The sequence below is a fragment of the Pseudomonas sp. BNK-45 genome (assembly GCF_047456255.1).
Classification (GTDB): domain Bacteria; phylum Pseudomonadota; class Gammaproteobacteria; order Pseudomonadales; family Pseudomonadaceae; genus Aquipseudomonas.
Genome location: NZ_CP179909.1, coordinates 5,697,017 through 5,711,033, shown reverse-complemented (window position 1 = coordinate 5,711,033; position 14,017 = coordinate 5,697,017). Strand labels below are relative to the sequence as shown.

Below are 14,017 nucleotides of genomic sequence, written 5' to 3'. Positions count from 1 at the left end.
TACCTCTGATCGGGTCCCGGATCGTCCCGGCTTGCGCTACAATCCGCGCCGATTTCGACTTGCCTGAGAGCCCCTTCATGTCCGCCTGCCAGACTCCTATCATCGTCGCCCTGGATTTTCCCACCCGTGACGCCGCACTGAAACTGGCCGATCAACTGGACCCGAAACTGTGCCGGGTCAAAGTCGGCAAGGAGCTGTTCACCAGCTGCGCCGCCGAGATTGTCGGGACCCTGCGCGACAAGGGTTTCGAAGTGTTCCTGGACCTGAAGTTCCACGACATTCCCAACACCACCGCCATGGCGGTCAAGGCCGCCGCGGAAATGGGCGTGTGGATGGTCAATGTGCACTGCTCCGGCGGCCTGCGCATGATGGCGGCCTGCCGCGATGTGCTGGACCAGCGCAGTGGTCCCAAGCCGCTGCTGATCGGCGTCACCGTGCTCACCAGCATGGAGCGTGAAGACCTGGCCGGCATCGGCCTGGACATCGAGCCCCAGGAGCAGGTGCTGCGCCTGGCCGCGCTGGCGCAGAAAGCCGGGATGGACGGCCTGGTGTGCTCGGCCCTGGAAGCCCAGGCCCTGAAGAGCGCCCATCCGACCCTGCAACTGGTGACGCCGGGTATTCGTCCGGCGGGCAGTGCCCAGGATGACCAGCGGCGGATCCTCACTCCGCGCCAGGCCCTGGATGCCGGTTCCGATTACCTGGTGATCGGTCGTCCCATCAGCCAGGCGGCCGACCCGGCCAAGGCCCTGGCTGACGTGGTCGCCGAACTGGCCCTGTAACACCCGGGTCTGCAGGAGCCGGCCAGCCGGCTCCCGCAGGTTCAGACTTTCAGCACCAGCTTGCCGAAGTTCTCGCCGCTGAACAGCTTGCCCAGCGTCTCCGGGAAAGTCTCCAGGCCTTCGACAATATCCTCCTTGCTCTTGAGCTGCCCCTTGGCCATCCAACCGGCCATTTCCTGCCCGGCCGCGGCGAACTGCGCGGCGTAGTCCATGACCACGAAACCTTCCATGCGCGCCCGGTTGACCAGCAGCGACAGGTAGTTGGCCGGTCCCTTGACCGCTTCCTTGTTGTTGTACTGGCTGATGGCGCCACAGATCACCACCCGCGCCTTGACGTTCAGGCGGCTGAGCACGGCATCGAGGATGTCGCCGCCGACGTTGTCGAAATACACATCGACGCCTTTCGGGCATTCGCGCTTGAGCCCGGCGTTGACGTCTTCGCTCTTGTAGTCGATGGCGCCGTCAAAGCCCAGTTCGTCGATGAGGAACTTGCATTTGTCCTGGCCGCCGGCAATGCCCACCACGCGACAGCCTTTGATCTTGGCGATTTGCCCGGCAATGCTGCCCACCGCGCCAGCGGCGCCGGACAGCACCACGGTGTCGCCGGCCTTGGGCGCGCCGACGTCCAGCAGGGCGAAGTAGGCGGTCATGCCGGTCATGCCCAGGGCCGACAGGTAGCGTGGCAGAGGGGCCAGCTTGGGGTCGACCTTGTAGAAGCCACGGGGCTCGCCGAGGAAGTAGTCCTGCACCCCGAGGGCGCCATTGACGTAGTCGCCGACGGCGAATCCGGGGTTGTTGGAGGCAATCACCTGGCCCACGCCCAGGGCACGCATGACTTCGCCGATGGCCACCGGCGCAATATAGGACTTGCCCTCGTTCATCCAGCCGCGCATGGCCGGGTCCAGGGACAGGTATTCATTCTTCACCAGGATCTGCCCGGCGGCGGGCTCGCCCACGGCTACCTGCTGGTAGGTGAAGGTGTCGCGGGTAGCCGGGCCGACGGGGCGTTTGGCGAGCAGGAACTGGCGATTGGTCAGGCTGGTCATGGCAGGCACTCAAGGGGTGGATGAAGCCCTAGTTGATAGACCCTCAGGTGGGTTGTCGCAAGGTTTGCCGATTCAGCGAATGGGGGTCGATCCAGTGTGGTGATGAACGCCCCGGCATTTTCATCACCGGGATGCATAAGACCTCAACCGGCCTTCTGATAATGCTGACGCCGACCGGGACGGCTATGGCTAGATGGGCCCCACAGCTGACCCGTATCTGAACGAGGATCTTTGCAATGAGCATGACGTTTTCCGGCCAGGTGGCCCTGGTGACCGGCGCGGCCAATGGAATCGGCCGGGCGACGGCCCTGGCGTTTGCCGCTGAAGGCTTGCAGGTGGTGGTGGCGGATCTGGACGTGGCCGGGGGCGAAGGCACCGTGGCGCTGATCCGCGCGGCGGGAGGCGAGGCGGTGTTCGTGCCCTGCAACGTCACCCAGGAAGCGGATGTACAGCAGCTGATGGCCCGTACTCTCGAGGCTTATGGCCGTCTGGACTATGCCTTCAACAACGCCGGGATCGAGATCGAGAAGGGCCGCCTGGCAGAGGGCAGCCTGGACGAGTTCGACGCCATCATGGGGGTCAACGTCAAGGGCGTCTGGCTGTGCATGAAGTACCAGCTGCCGTTGCTGCTGGCCCAGGGCGGCGGGGCCATCGTCAATACCGCCTCGGTGGCGGGCCTGGGCGCGGCGCCGAAAATGAGCATCTATGCGGCGTCCAAGCATGCGGTGATCGGCCTGACCAAATCGGCGGCCATCGAGTACGCCAAGAAAAAGATCCGGGTCAACGCGGTCTGCCCGGCGGTCATCGACACCGACATGTTCCGTCGGGCCTATGAAGCGGATCCGAAGAAGGCCGAGTTCGCCGCGGCGATGCACCCGGTGGGGCGTATCGGCAAGGTCGAGGAAATCGCCAGCGCCGTGCTTTACCTGTGCAGCGATGGCGCGGCCTTCACCACCGGTCATGCGCTGGCAGTGGATGGTGGTGCCACCGCGATCTGAGCCCTCGGCCGGCCCCCCGGCGCCTGTCGCCGCGGGGGCTGGATGGAATCGACCTCCAGTGTCCTGAAAACGACCTCCGCGTAGCTATTTGCCATTATTCCGGCTGTGAAGACTTGTGCGTCGGTGCACGCCGTTGCGACCCTTCGCACAGACGGATGGCCCTATGGCCATTGGGGATTGGAAGGGGACTGCGCACCATGACTTCGGCCGCGAGTGGACGTTTTGCCAACCTGGGCATGGCAAAGAAACTGGGTATCGGTTTTGCCCTGGTATTGCTCTTGACGGCCCTGGTGGCCGGCATTGGCGTCTGGTCGCTGCAGACCATCAGCCAGCGCTTCGATGGCCTCAAGCAGATGTCCCAGCTCAACAGTGGCGTGCTCAAGGTGCGGCTGCTGGAGCAGGACTACGCCCTGCATGGCGACAGCCAGACCGTGGACAGCCTGCACGAGAGCCTGGAGGGGCTGTTGCGGCTGGCCCAGCAGCTCAAGGGGCAGTCGGCGGCCAACCAGACGGCGATGGCCGATGTCGAGTTGGCGCTGGCGGACTATCGCAAGGCCTTCGACGAATTCGTCGAGCTGACCCAGGCCAAGGACCTGGCTCTGGAAATGGCCAGTTGGTCGGTGTCCAGCGTGGCCAACAACCTTGACGTACTGCAGGCCGGGCTGGCGGATGACGGCGCCTACACCCTCAAGGATTCCCAGGGCAAGGAGGGCGCGGAGTTCATCGAGCAGGCCAACCAGATCAGCCAGGTTTCACGCCTGATGCTGCAGGCCATGAACGAAGCGCGGTTGCGCCTGGACCAGAACCGCAAGGGCGATGAGCAGGCCAGTGCCGAGCAGGGCAAGATCGAACAGGCCGAGCAGGCGCTGGCTCAGGCCGAACAGCTGAAGACAGCGGTCAAGGATGCGGGCTACCAGACGGTGCTCAACGAGGTGTCGGGGCACATCGGCAACTTCAGTGAAAAACTCAACGAATACACCGGTCTGCTGACTCAGGAAAAACAGGTCTATCAGACGCTGCATGAACGCGCGGCCCAGGTGATGACGCGGGTCGACCAGGCCTATGTCGCCCAGGACCTGGCGATGCAGGGCGAGCTGGACAAGAACTCCTTGCTGATCATCGGCTCCTCGGCCCTGGCCCTGCTGGTGGGGCTGTTGGCGGCCCTGAGCATCACGCGCCTGATCGTGCGGCCGCTGCGCAGCGTGATGCATGTGGCTCAGCAGATCGCTGCCGGGGACCTGACGGCCAGCGTGGCGGTGACCCGGCGGGACGAGATCGGCCAGTTGATGCAGGCGATGCAGCAGATGGGCAGCGGCCTGAGCGGTATCGTCAGCGGCCTGCAGGCCGGGATCGAGCAACTGGCCAGTTCGGCCCAGTCGCTGTCCTCGGTGACCGAGCAGACCAACCTGGAAGTCAGCAGCCAGAAAGAGGAAACCGAGCAAGTGGCCACCGCCATGAATCAGATGACCGCCACGGTGCACGATGTGGCGCGTAACGCCGAGGAAGCCGCCCAGGCGGCCCAGGCTGCGGATGACAAGGTCGAGAGCGGGCAACAGGTGGTGCGCCAGAGCATGCAGCGGATCGAGCAGTTGGCGGACTCCGCGACCCGGGCCAGCAGCGGCATCGAAAGCCTGAGCGCCGAGATCGACAACATTGGCAGTGTGCTGGATGTGATCAAGAGCGTGGCCGAGCAGACCAATCTGCTGGCCCTCAATGCCGCCATCGAGGCTGCCAGGGCGGGGGAGCAGGGCAGGGGCTTTGCCGTGGTGGCCGACGAAGTGCGGGCCCTGGCCAAGCGGACCCAGCAATCCACCGAGGAGATCGCGCGCCTGGTGACGGCGTTGCATGCCGCCGCCGATTCTTCGGTGCAGCAGATCCAGAGCAGTGGCGAGCTGGTGAAGCTGGCAGTCAGTGATGCCCTGCAGACGGAAAGCGCCCTGGGCAGCATTGCCGCGGCGGTGTCGTTGATCCAGCAGATGAACCAGCAGATCGCCGCCGCCGCCGAGCAGCAGAGTTCGGTGGCGGAGGAGATCAACCGCAGCGTGACCAGCATTCGTGCCAGTGCCGATCAGTCGTCACTGGCCATGCAGGGCAATGCCGCGTCGAGCATCGAGCTGGCGCAGTTGGGGGTGGAATTGAAAGGGATGGTGGGGCATTTCCGCTTGTAGCGGCGGGGAGGGCGTAGCGCTATCGAACCCTTGTCCGGCGCGGGTGCGCCGGACAAGGGTTTTTTATTTCAGTCGTAGATGGCTTTCTTTTTCCAGTCGGCGTCGGCTTCCACGGTCTTCAGGCCCTGGGTCAGCTCGTTGACCTCATCTTCCGCCGGCTCCAGGGTCGACAGCACCATGGAGTTGGCGCGAACCAGGAGCTTGTCCAGGTACTCCAGCTGTTCCTTGTAGACCGCCGGATCCGGTTGCTTGCGCAGGTATTGCACACCGCGTTCGAAGGCCAGGCGGGCCTGGCCCGGCTGGTTCTGTTGCAGGGCGTACTGCCCCAGGTTGTTGAAGAACTCGATGTGCAGCAGCACCAGGATGTGGCGGATTTCCTTGATCCAGCGCTTGGCTTCATTGGGTTGCAGGAAACCGTCGTGGGCGGCACGGGTGACCTGGCCGTGCATCGCCTCCAGCAGGAAGCGCACATCCTTGGCCTTGGCTTCGGTCTGGATGGGGGCCGGCGGGTTGTTCACTGGAATCGATTCGCCCTGGCCAATCAGGGTATTGAGCTCGGCCTGGCGTGCCTTGAGCGCGTTGTCGGTCTTGTCGAGACTGAGCATGCGCTGCACCACGTTCAGCTCCAGGCGGGTCAGCAGCAGTTTGAGGGCCGGGGTCATGAACTGGCCGGGGAAGGTTTCGGTGATCTCGCCGCAGCGGCGCAGGCGGTCATTGAGTTCGACCTTGGTGCGGGCCTTTTCCAGTTTGTTGTTTTCCACCACATGGTTCATGTAGCCAATGGCGATCAATAGTGCGATCCCGGCTATTACCAGCAGGGTGATCATGAGTGGTGTCACCGTTAAAACCTCGTTATAGGATTCGCGTGCGAGTGTAGTGGCTTGGCATTTAGGCGCATAGCGCCGCTCGACGAGCCGGGCATGGCGGGTACTGCTTATATAGATGGCAATGGTCCGGGCAGCACCTCGGGTTCAAATTGCCATTACCGGCTGCGGAGGACTATAACGCCTTGTCGAGTGACAGAATATAGGCGTCAAAGCCTGGACCACAGAAAACCCCGCAGCGGGTCTGAAACTGCCCCGAAGTCATTGATTTAAATAAAATTATATCTGGGGGTTGACGGCCTCCCAAAGCATCCATAGAATGCGCGCCACTTTCAACGGAAAGCAAAGCGCGAAACGTTGAAGGCAGTGAATGTTGTAGCGTGTCCCCTTCGTCTAGTGGCCTAGGACACCGCCCTTTCACGGCGGTAACAGGGGTTCGAGTCCCCTAGGGGACGCCAATGCGGGAATAGCTCAGTTGGTAGAGCACGACCTTGCCAAGGTCGGGGTCGCGAGTTCGAGTCTCGTTTCCCGCTCCAATTTTAAACGACACTGCTTTCGGGCGGGGTCGAGTGAAACCAGAACCGAAGTCTTAGGACCAGGGTCTGGACACCGAAACACACACCATGTGTTCCGGGTAGCGTGTCCCCTTCGTCTAGTGGCCTAGGACACCGCCCTTTCACGGCGGTAACAGGGGTTCGAGTCCCCTAGGGGACGCCATTTGCGGGAATAGCTCAGTTGGTAGAGCACGACCTTGCCAAGGTCGGGGTCGCGAGTTCGAGTCTCGTTTCCCGCTCCAATTTTAAACGGCACTGCTTTCGGGTGGGGCCGAGTGAAACCAGAACCGGAGTCTTAGGACCAGGGTCTGGACACCGAAACACACACCATGTGTTCCGGGTAGCGTGTCCCCTTCGTCTAGTGGCCTAGGACACCGCCCTTTCACGGCGGTAACAGGGGTTCGAGTCCCCTAGGGGACGCCATTTGCGGGAATAGCTCAGTTGGTAGAGCACGACCTTGCCAAGGTCGGGGTCGCGAGTTCGAGTCTCGTTTCCCGCTCCAAATTCACAAAAACGCCGCTCATCGAGCGGCGTTTTTGTTTGTCCGCGATTCAGCCCTTCGTCCTGCCCTGGACAAAAAAAGGCCCGCCAGTCAGACGACTGTGCGGGCCTTTGTCATGGGGCGCTTACAGCGACAGCAACAGGCGTCCGGCGAACAGCAGCAGGATCAGTCCCATGCAGCGCTCGAACCAGTGCCCCAGGCGCATGAACAGCAGGCGCACCCGGGCGCTGGAAAAGAACAGCGCGACGATCACGAACCATAAAGCGTTGACCAGGCACATCCAGGCCCCATACGCCGCCTGAATGCCCAGCGGTGTGGTGGCGCTGACCAGGGTGGTGAAGATCGCCAGGAAAAACAGGGTCGCCTTGGGGTTGGTGGCGTTGGTCAGGAATCCGGTGGTAAAGGCCCGCAACAGGGTCTGTTGTGGTTCATCCTGCGCGGTTTCACCCGGGATCGCGGTCTTGGCCTTGCTGCGCAACAGGCTGACACCCAGGTACAGGATGTAGACGGCGCCCAGCAGTTTGGCGGCGCTCAGCAGCCAGGGCGTCGCGTGCATCAAGGCGCCGACTCCCAGCAGGGTGTAGAGCACGTGCACTGAAATACCGGCGCCGATCCCCAGGGCGGTGCAGACCCCGGTCATCCGGCCGAAGCGCACGCTCTGGCGGATGGTGACGGCAAAGTCCGGCCCCGGGGCGACCACGGCGAGGAAGTGAACCAGGGCCAGGGCGAGAAACTCGCCAAGATAATTGGACAGCATGCTGACTCCGCAAAGCAGTTTGGAGGGGGGGGGCGCGGGCGTTTTCAGTCGAGGCTGTAGCTGACCGAGAGAATGCCTTTCTTCTGCGAGACCGAGTCGATGCTCACCCGTCCCAGTTGTTGCAGGTGCTGGACATGGGTGCCACCGCAACCATAGGCGGGCAGCGGGCCAAACCCGACCTGGCGGGTTCCGGCGGCCAGGGAAATATGTCGGGGCAAATCCTCGCCAATCCATTGTTCGAGGGCGTTCTGCACCCTGGCGCAGTCGATTTCCCCAGGTTGTTCGCCCGGTTTGAATGAGACCCGGCCCTCTCCCGGCCAGTGATGGGCCTTGATCGGCGTCCAGCCCTGGCTTTGCACAAAGTGGCCGATCAGGTGCCCGGCCGAATGCATGCGGCTGTTGAATAGGCGCTGCGGCTCATCCACGCGAGCCGCATGGCTTCCCGGTGTCAGAGGCTGGTTCAGGTAATGCACGATCTGCTCATCTTCCTGGGCGACCCGCAGCACCTGCGCGGCGCCGATCCAGCCGGTGTCGCTGGGCTGGCCGCCGCCCTGGGGGTGAAAGGGCGTGGCATGCAAGGTTGCGGCAAACAGCCCGTCCCGGGGGAGGCAGCTCAGCAGTTCGACCTGGGCGGTCAGCAGGTCATGTTCGTAGTACAGGCGAAGCGTCATTTCTCAAACCCTGAATCCAAATGATTTTTTATTATGGGGCCTGGGTAATTGCGTGATAATCCGTTCAAAACTCAATGGACTATTGCGTCATGAGCATAAATCTACCGCTGCCATTACTGGCGGAAATGGCCATCTTCGTCAGGGTGGTGGAAACCGGCAGCTTCTCCGAAGCCGCGCGCCAGTTGGGGTCCTCGCCGTCTGCCGTCAGTCGCAGCATTTCGCGCCTGGAGAAGGCCCTGGCCACCCGCCTGCTGCAACGCACCACCCGCAAGTTGCGCTTGAGCGACGGCGGCGAAGAGGTGTTCAAGCGTTGCAGCGAAATGGTCAGCGCGGCCCGTTCGGTCATGGAGATCAGTGGTCAGTTCACCCATGAGGCCGAAGGCGTGGTGCGAGTCAGCGTGCCCAAGGCGGTGGGACGATTCGTGGTGCATCCCCATATGCCGGAGTTTCTGCGGCGCTACCCGAAGGTGGATGTCGAACTGCTGCATGAAGACAGGGATATCGACCTGATCGAAGACAATGTCGACCTGGCGATCCGCATCACCGATCGCCCGCCGCCGGGCTTGATCGGGCGCCAGTTGTTGCGCATCGATCACCTGCTGTGTGCCACCCCGCAGTATCTGGCGGAACATGGCACGCCGTTGCACCCACAGGATCTGCGTCAGCACAGTTGCATCTATCTCGGGGAGACCCCCAGCGACGCCCGCTGGAAATTCACCCAGGGCGGCAAGGCGGTGACTGTCGGTGTGCGCGGGCGTTACGCCGCCAACCACACCGGTGTGCGCCTGGACGCGGTGCTGCAGCATCTGGGCATCGGCAGCCTGCCGTATTTCACCGCGCGTCATGCCCTGGAGCAGGGACTGATCGTCCAGGTGCTGCCGGAGTGGACCTTTCTTGCCTCCTACCACGGCGGGGCCTGGCTCCTGCATTCGCCGACCCGCTACTTGCCGCCCAAGCTGCGGGTGTTCATCGACTATCTGGTGGAGTGCCTGGCCAGGGAGCCGACCCTGCACCGCCCCGGCAAGGGCGAACGCATCTTGTAGGCGCTGGCTTGCCAGCGAAGGTGTCTCTGAGGGCGATGCAAGACCCAAGGGCCTCTTCGCCGGCAAGCCGGCTCCTACGAGGACGACGCGCTAAGGCGGGCACAAAAAAGGCCCGCCGGACGAACCGGGCGGGCCTTGGCTGCGCGAGGCGCGGCGATCAGTGCTTGCTGTCCTGGGCGGAGAGCGCCAGCAGCTGTTTTTCCTGGTTCCAGTCGAAGGGCTCGTCGTTCTGCTCGGCTTCGAAGCGGCGTTCTTCCAGGGCCTGGTACAGGTCGATTTCTTCATCGGGCATGTAGTGCAGGCAGTCGCCGGCGAAGAACCACAGCAGGTCGCGAGGTACCAGGTGAGCGATCTGCGGATAGCGCTGCATGATCTGGCACAGCAGGTCCTGGCCCAGGTACTGGCTTTCGATCGGGTCGATCGGCAGCGAGGCGCGCAGTTCGTCGAAGCGCTCCAGGAACAGCGCATGGCTTTCCTCGGGAACCTGTTCGGCTTCTCCCACCGCCACCAGGATGCTGCGCAGGTGGTCCAGGAGGACGAGATGATCGGCGACGACGTTGGACATGACAGGGTCCTCAAGAGCAAAACGGGCGCGGGAGTATATAGCCCCAGCGCCCGGTTTCATAATCGGCCTGCCTCAAGGGCCGCCGTTCAGCGGGTCTTGCCCTCAATCAAGGTCAGATCCTCCTTGGCGAAGTCGTCCACGTCGATGACTTTGCGTCGCGCCGCTTCGGCATCCCGCAGGCTCTGGGCTTCGGCCGCTTGCAGCACGCCGGCCTCCAGGGCCGCATCGATGGCCGATTCACCGGCCGCCGGTTTGACCTGGCCGCTTTTCAGCGCTTCGTGGAGTTTTTTCTGCAGTGGATGGCTCGCGCTCAGCAGGTTGCAGGCGTGCTGCAGGGCGCCTACCGGATCGTCCGTGGATTGCGGGCGATAGCAGCCGGCGAGTACCGCTTCCAGGGCCGGGTCGCCCTGGGCGCGGCCAATGATTTGCGCCACTTCGGCATCCTGGCGGTCCGACGGCCCGGTATGGCGACGGCCGAAGGGAAACACCAAGACCCGTAGCAGGCAGCCGAAGAGGCGGCTGGGGAAGTTGCTGAGCAACTCGTCCAGGGCGCGTTCGGAGTGGCCGAGGCTTTCTTCCAGGGCCCAGGTCAGCAGGGGCCGCAGGTACTCCGGTGAATCCAGATCGTGATAGCGCTTGAGTGCCGCCGAGGCCAGGTACAGGTGGCTGAGCACATCGCCCAGGCGCGCCGAGAGCCGCTCGCGCCGCTTGAGCTCGCCTCCCAGGAGCATCATGGAAAAGTCGGCCAGCAGGGCAAAGGCCGCGGCCTGGCGGTTCAGGGCGCGGAAGTAGCGCTGGCTGAGCGGGTCGCCGGGGGCCTGTTCGAAGTGGCCCAGGCCCAGGTTCAGCACCAGGGTGCTGGCGGCATTGCTCACGGCAAAACCAATGTGCTGGAGCAGAAGGGCATCGAACTCCTTCAGCGCCTGGTCATGGTCCTCGCGTCCGGCCAGCGCCATTTCCTTGAGCACGAACGGGTGGCAGCGGATCGCCCCCTGGCCAAAGATCATCAGGTTGCGCGAGAGGATGTTGGCGCCTTCCACGGTGATGAAGATCGGTGCGCCCTGCCAGCTGCGGCCCAGGTAGTTGTTGGGCCCCATGATGATGCCCTTGCCGCCGTGCACGTCCATGGCGTGGCTGATGCACTCGCGTCCGCGCTCGGTGAGGTGGTACTTGAGGATGGCCGAGAGCACCGAGGGCTTTTCCCCCAGGTCCACGGCATTGGCGGTGAGCATGCGCGCGCTGTCCATCAGCCAGGCGTTGCCGCCGAGGCGGGCCAGGGCTTCCTGGATGCCCTCGAAGGCTGCCAGTGGCACGTTGAACTGTTCGCGCACCTGGGCGTACTGGCCGGTCACCAGGCTGGTGAACTTGGCGGCGCCGGTGCCCACCGCCGGCAGGGAGATCGAGCGTCCCACCGACAGGCAGTTCATCAGCATCATCCAGCCTTTGCCGAGCATCTCCCGGCCGCCGATCAGGTAGTCCAGGGGAATGAACACGTCCTTGCCGGAGTTCGGGCCGTTCATGAAGGCGGCGCCCAGGGGCAGGTGGCGGCGGCCGATCTCCACCCCCGGGGTGTCGGTGGGGATCAACGCCAGACTGATGCCCAGGTCTTCCTGCTCGCCCAACAGATGGTCCGGGTCGTGGGCCTTGAAGGCCAGGCCCAGCAGGGTGGCCACCGGGCCCAGGGTGATGTAGCGCTTTTCCCAGTTCAGGCGCAGGCCGAGGGTTTCCTCGCCTTGCCATTGACCCTTGCAGATGATGCCGGTGTCGGGCATCGCGCCGGCGTCGGAGCCTGCCAGCGGGCCGGTGAGGGCGAAGCAGGGAATGTCGTCACCGCGGGCCAGGCGCGGCAGGTAGTGATTGCGTTGTTCATCGGTGCCGTAATGCAACAGCAGTTCGGCCGGGCCCAGGGAGTTGGGGACCATGACGGTCGAGGCCAGGTCGCCGCTGCGGGTGGCCAGTTTCATCGCCACCTGGGAGTGGGCGTAGGCGGAAAAGCCTTTGCCGCCGTACTCCTTGGGAATGATCAGGGCAAAGAAACCGTGCTCCTTGATATGGGCCCAGGCCGCGGCAGGCAGGTCCATGTGCTGGCCGATCTGCCAGTCGCTGACCATGGCGCAGAGTTCTTCGGTGGGGCCGTCGATGAACGCCTGTTCTTCAGCGGTCAGTTGGGCCTTGGGATAGGCCAGCAAGGTGTTCCAGTCGGGGCGGCCGCTGAACAGCTCGCCGTCCCACCAAACGGTGCCGGCATCGATGGCGTCGCGCTCGGTTTGCGACATGGGCGGCAGAACTTTCTGGAACCAGGCGAACAACGGGGCGCTGAAGTACTTGCGGCGCAGGTCGGGCAGCAACAGCGGCGCGGCAACGGCCGCCAGCACTATCCAGAACACCAGCAGCAGCCAGCCGGGAGCCCGGCTGAAGGCACCCATGGCCAGCAGGTAGACGGCGACGGCGCCCAGGGCGGGCAGGGGAGCGGTGCGACGGTGCGCCAGGTAGGCGACCCCGACCAGCAAAACCAGTATCCACAACAACAGCATATTCAATCCTCCATGAAGCCAGGGGCCAAATCACCCTCAGAGCTTAGTCGGCCTCCGACAAAGCGGGTGATCGCGGCGGTGCGGGTGCAACGGTTGACTTTGCCGGCCAGTGGGGGCTTTGACGAACGGCTGGTGGTACTCGGGCCGACCCTGATCTTTGGCCGAAACGTCGTTATCGCCAGGGCGGACGTCTCGATAGACTCCAGGCTTCGCTTGGAGGTTTTGCCCATGAACCAGTACTTGCGTCCCAGCCGCTTCATCGATAGTGACCACCCTGCGGTGGTGGAGTTCGCCGAATTTCATCGCGGTGCCGGCGGCGATCCGCGGCAGCAGGCGGTAAACCTTTATTACGCGGTGCGTGAGGCCGTGCGTTACAACTTCTATTCCTTCAGCCCTGATCCGCAAACCCTGCGGGGCAGTCATGCCCTGGCCGCCGGCGAAAGCTACTGTGTGCCCAAGGCCACTCTGCTGGCCGCTTGTGCCCGGCATTGCGGGATCCCCGCGCGCATCGGCCTGGCGGACGTGCGCAATCACTTGTCGACCCCGCGTCTGCTGGAGCTGTTGCGCAGTGATGTGTTCGCCATGCACGGCTACACCGAGCTGTACCTGCAGGGGCGTTGGGTCAAGGCCACGCCGGCGTTCAACCAGAGTCTGTGCGAGCTGTTCGATGTGGCGCCGCTGGAGTTTGACGGGGTGCAGGACAGTGTCTTTCACCCCTTCAACCGTCAGGGCGACCAGTCGATGGAGTACCTGGTGGACCATGGGCACTTCGCCGATGTGCCGCAGGCGCTGTTCTTCAGCCACCTGCAGGCATGCTATCCCCATCTGTTCGGCGAGCAGGGAGGCGTTCTGCAGGGGGACATCCGCAGTGATTTGAGTCGCGGCTGATCCGGCGTAGACTGCCCCGGCATTCATAACTGAGGGATGGTCATGCTGAAGATCTGGGGTCGCAAGAACTCGTCGAATGTCAGGAAGGCGTTGTGGTGTGCCCAAGAACTGGGGCTGGCTTATGAGTCCCTGGATGCCGGGGGCGCCTTTGGCGTGGTGGACACTCCGGCCTACCGGGCGCTGAACCCCAACGGGCGCATCCCGTTGATTGAAGACGACGGCTTCGTGCTCTGGGAGTCCAACACCATCGTGCGTTACCTGGCTGCTCGGCATGCCGCCAACAGCCACTGGTATCCGGCCGATGTGCAGGCCCGGGCCAGTGCCGAGAAGTGGATGGACTGGACCACCTCGACCTTCGCCGAACCTTTCCGCCATCTGTTCTGGGGCATATTGCGCACTCCGGCGGCGCAGCAGGACTGGCAACAGATCAATGCCGCCAAGGCAACCTGCGTCGAGCTGCTGGCCCGGGTCGAGCAGACGCTGGCCGGGCAGCCCTATCTGTCGGGAGAAGAGATCGGGGTCGGCGATATCCCGCTGGGCAGCTTCATCTATGCCTGGTTTGAAATGCCCATCGAGCGGCCGTCGATGCCCCATCTGCAAGCCTGGTATGAGCGTTTGAAGCAGCGCCCGGCCTATCGTCAGGCAGTCATGACCGCTTTGACTTAATACCCACTATCAACAAGCGTGA

The 14,017-nt window shown here is 63.5% G+C and carries 12 protein-coding genes, 6 tRNA genes and 1 pseudogene; 13 read left to right on the top strand and 6 right to left on the bottom strand.

Annotation, left to right across the window (positions count from 1 at the left end):
• Positions 1 to 77: 77 nt before the first annotated feature.
• Complete coding sequence (pyrF, locus tag ACMGG8_RS25805; RefSeq protein WP_060838212.1) at positions 78 to 779, top strand: orotidine-5'-phosphate decarboxylase; 702 nt, start codon at positions 78 to 80, stop codon at positions 777 to 779.
• A gap of 41 nt (positions 780 to 820) precedes the next feature.
• Here pyrF and ACMGG8_RS25800 read toward each other — a convergent pair whose 3' ends face one another.
• Entirely contained in the window at positions 821 to 1,825 is a 1,005-nt protein-coding gene (locus tag ACMGG8_RS25800) for an NADP-dependent oxidoreductase (RefSeq protein ID WP_060838213.1), read from the bottom strand.
• 236 nt (positions 1,826 to 2,061) lie between these two features.
• Here ACMGG8_RS25800 and ACMGG8_RS25795 point away from each other — a divergent pair, with 236 nt between their 5' ends.
• From ACMGG8_RS25795 to ACMGG8_RS25785, 3 genes and pseudogenes are all read left to right on the top strand, one after another.
• Positions 2,062 to 2,823, top strand: a complete 762-nt coding sequence (locus ACMGG8_RS25795) for an SDR family oxidoreductase (protein ID WP_060838214.1) — start codon at positions 2,062 to 2,064, stop codon at positions 2,821 to 2,823.
• 155 nt (positions 2,824 to 2,978) lie between these two features.
• Positions 2,979 to 4,130 (top strand): annotated as a pseudogene (locus ACMGG8_RS25790) (HAMP domain-containing protein); the annotation flags it as partial.
• Entirely contained in the window at positions 4,110 to 4,991 is an 882-nt protein-coding gene (locus tag ACMGG8_RS25785; protein WP_414159982.1) for a methyl-accepting chemotaxis protein, read from the top strand. The pseudogene ACMGG8_RS25790 and the gene ACMGG8_RS25785, both read left to right, overlap by 21 nt.
• 68 nt (positions 4,992 to 5,059) lie before the next feature.
• Here ACMGG8_RS25785 and ACMGG8_RS25780 read toward each other — a convergent pair whose 3' ends face one another.
• A complete protein-coding gene (locus tag ACMGG8_RS25780) occupies positions 5,060 to 5,830 on the bottom strand; it encodes a hypothetical protein (RefSeq protein WP_016968251.1) in 771 nt (256 codons plus the stop codon).
• A 367-nt stretch (positions 5,831 to 6,197) separates the two neighbouring features.
• Between ACMGG8_RS25780 and ACMGG8_RS25775 the strand changes: the two genes are divergently transcribed.
• The 6 genes from ACMGG8_RS25775 to ACMGG8_RS25750 all read left to right on the top strand — a co-directional run bounded on the left by ACMGG8_RS25775 (position 6,198) and on the right by ACMGG8_RS25750 (position 6,871).
• Positions 6,198 to 6,273: transfer RNA gene (locus ACMGG8_RS25775), tRNA-Glu, on the top strand.
• A gap of 2 nt (positions 6,274 to 6,275) precedes the next feature.
• Positions 6,276 to 6,351 (top strand) — tRNA-Gly (locus ACMGG8_RS25770).
• Between the two features lie 105 nt (positions 6,352 to 6,456).
• Positions 6,457 to 6,532: transfer RNA gene (locus tag ACMGG8_RS25765), tRNA-Glu, on the top strand.
• Positions 6,533 to 6,535: 3 nt separating this feature from the next.
• Positions 6,536 to 6,611 (top strand) — tRNA-Gly (locus ACMGG8_RS25760).
• A 105-nt stretch (positions 6,612 to 6,716) separates the two neighbouring features.
• Positions 6,717 to 6,792: transfer RNA gene (locus tag ACMGG8_RS25755), tRNA-Glu, on the top strand.
• Positions 6,793 to 6,795: 3 nt separating this feature from the next.
• Positions 6,796 to 6,871: transfer RNA gene (locus tag ACMGG8_RS25750), tRNA-Gly, on the top strand.
• A 124-nt stretch (positions 6,872 to 6,995) separates the two neighbouring features.
• On the opposite strand, the gene ACMGG8_RS25745 is transcribed toward ACMGG8_RS25750, so the two are convergent.
• Positions 6,996 to 7,628 carry a LysE family translocator gene (locus ACMGG8_RS25745; protein WP_414158684.1) on the bottom strand — a complete coding sequence of 211 codons (633 nt, stop codon included), beginning with the start codon at positions 7,626 to 7,628 and terminating at the stop codon, positions 6,996 to 6,998.
• A gap of 44 nt (positions 7,629 to 7,672) precedes the next feature.
• A complete protein-coding gene (locus ACMGG8_RS25740) occupies positions 7,673 to 8,299 on the bottom strand; it encodes a hypothetical protein (protein ID WP_060838217.1) in 627 nt (208 codons plus the stop codon).
• 89 nt (positions 8,300 to 8,388) lie between these two features.
• On the opposite strand from ACMGG8_RS25740, the gene ACMGG8_RS25735 reads away from it, so the two are divergent.
• Complete coding sequence (locus ACMGG8_RS25735) at positions 8,389 to 9,342, top strand: LysR family transcriptional regulator (protein ID WP_060838218.1); 954 nt, start codon at positions 8,389 to 8,391, stop codon at positions 9,340 to 9,342.
• 157 nt (positions 9,343 to 9,499) lie between these two features.
• Here the strand turns inward: ACMGG8_RS25735 and ACMGG8_RS25730 are convergent, their stop codons facing one another.
• Together ACMGG8_RS25730 and ACMGG8_RS25725 are read right to left on the bottom strand one after the other, a co-directional pair.
• Complete coding sequence (locus ACMGG8_RS25730; protein WP_016968255.1) at positions 9,500 to 9,907, bottom strand: PA2817 family protein; 408 nt, start codon at positions 9,905 to 9,907, stop codon at positions 9,500 to 9,502.
• Positions 9,908 to 9,993: 86 nt separating this feature from the next.
• Complete coding sequence (locus tag ACMGG8_RS25725; RefSeq protein ID WP_060838219.1) at positions 9,994 to 12,441, bottom strand: acyl-CoA dehydrogenase; 2,448 nt, start codon at positions 12,439 to 12,441, stop codon at positions 9,994 to 9,996.
• A 228-nt stretch (positions 12,442 to 12,669) separates the two neighbouring features.
• Here ACMGG8_RS25725 and ACMGG8_RS25720 point away from each other — a divergent pair, with 228 nt between their 5' ends.
• Complete coding sequence (locus tag ACMGG8_RS25720; RefSeq protein ID WP_060842849.1) at positions 12,670 to 13,329, top strand: transglutaminase-like domain-containing protein; 660 nt, start codon at positions 12,670 to 12,672, stop codon at positions 13,327 to 13,329.
• 42 nt (positions 13,330 to 13,371) lie between these two features.
• Positions 13,372 to 13,995, top strand: a complete 624-nt coding sequence (locus tag ACMGG8_RS25715) for a glutathione S-transferase family protein (RefSeq protein ID WP_060838222.1) — start codon at positions 13,372 to 13,374, stop codon at positions 13,993 to 13,995.
• Positions 13,996 to 14,017: the final 22 nt, after the last annotated feature.

Bases quoted from the DNA above. Each gene is read 5' to 3' on its own strand.
- ACMGG8_RS25730 (WP_016968255.1), bottom strand. From the start codon at position 9,907: ATGTCCAACGTCGTCGCCGATCATCTCGTCCTCCTGGACCACCTGCGC.
- ACMGG8_RS25740 (WP_060838217.1), bottom strand. From the start codon at position 8,299: ATGACGCTTCGCCTGTACTACGAACATGACCTGCTGACCGCCCAGGTC.
- ACMGG8_RS25715 (WP_060838222.1), top strand. From the start codon at position 13,372: ATGCTGAAGATCTGGGGTCGCAAGAACTCGTCGAATGTCAGGAAGGCG.
- ACMGG8_RS25785 (WP_414159982.1), top strand. From the start codon at position 4,110: ATGCAGGCGATGCAGCAGATGGGCAGCGGCCTGAGCGGTATCGTCAGC.
- ACMGG8_RS25725 (WP_060838219.1), bottom strand. From the start codon at position 12,441: ATGCTGTTGTTGTGGATACTGGTTTTGCTGGTCGGGGTCGCCTACCTG.
- ACMGG8_RS25745 (WP_414158684.1), bottom strand. From the start codon at position 7,628: ATGCTGTCCAATTATCTTGGCGAGTTTCTCGCCCTGGCCCTGGTTCAC.
- ACMGG8_RS25795 (WP_060838214.1), top strand. From the start codon at position 2,062: ATGAGCATGACGTTTTCCGGCCAGGTGGCCCTGGTGACCGGCGCGGCC.
- ACMGG8_RS25720 (WP_060842849.1), top strand. From the start codon at position 12,670: ATGAACCAGTACTTGCGTCCCAGCCGCTTCATCGATAGTGACCACCCT.
- ACMGG8_RS25735 (WP_060838218.1), top strand. From the start codon at position 8,389: ATGAGCATAAATCTACCGCTGCCATTACTGGCGGAAATGGCCATCTTC.
- pyrF (WP_060838212.1), top strand. From the start codon at position 78: ATGTCCGCCTGCCAGACTCCTATCATCGTCGCCCTGGATTTTCCCACC.
- ACMGG8_RS25800 (WP_060838213.1), bottom strand. From the start codon at position 1,825: ATGACCAGCCTGACCAATCGCCAGTTCCTGCTCGCCAAACGCCCCGTC.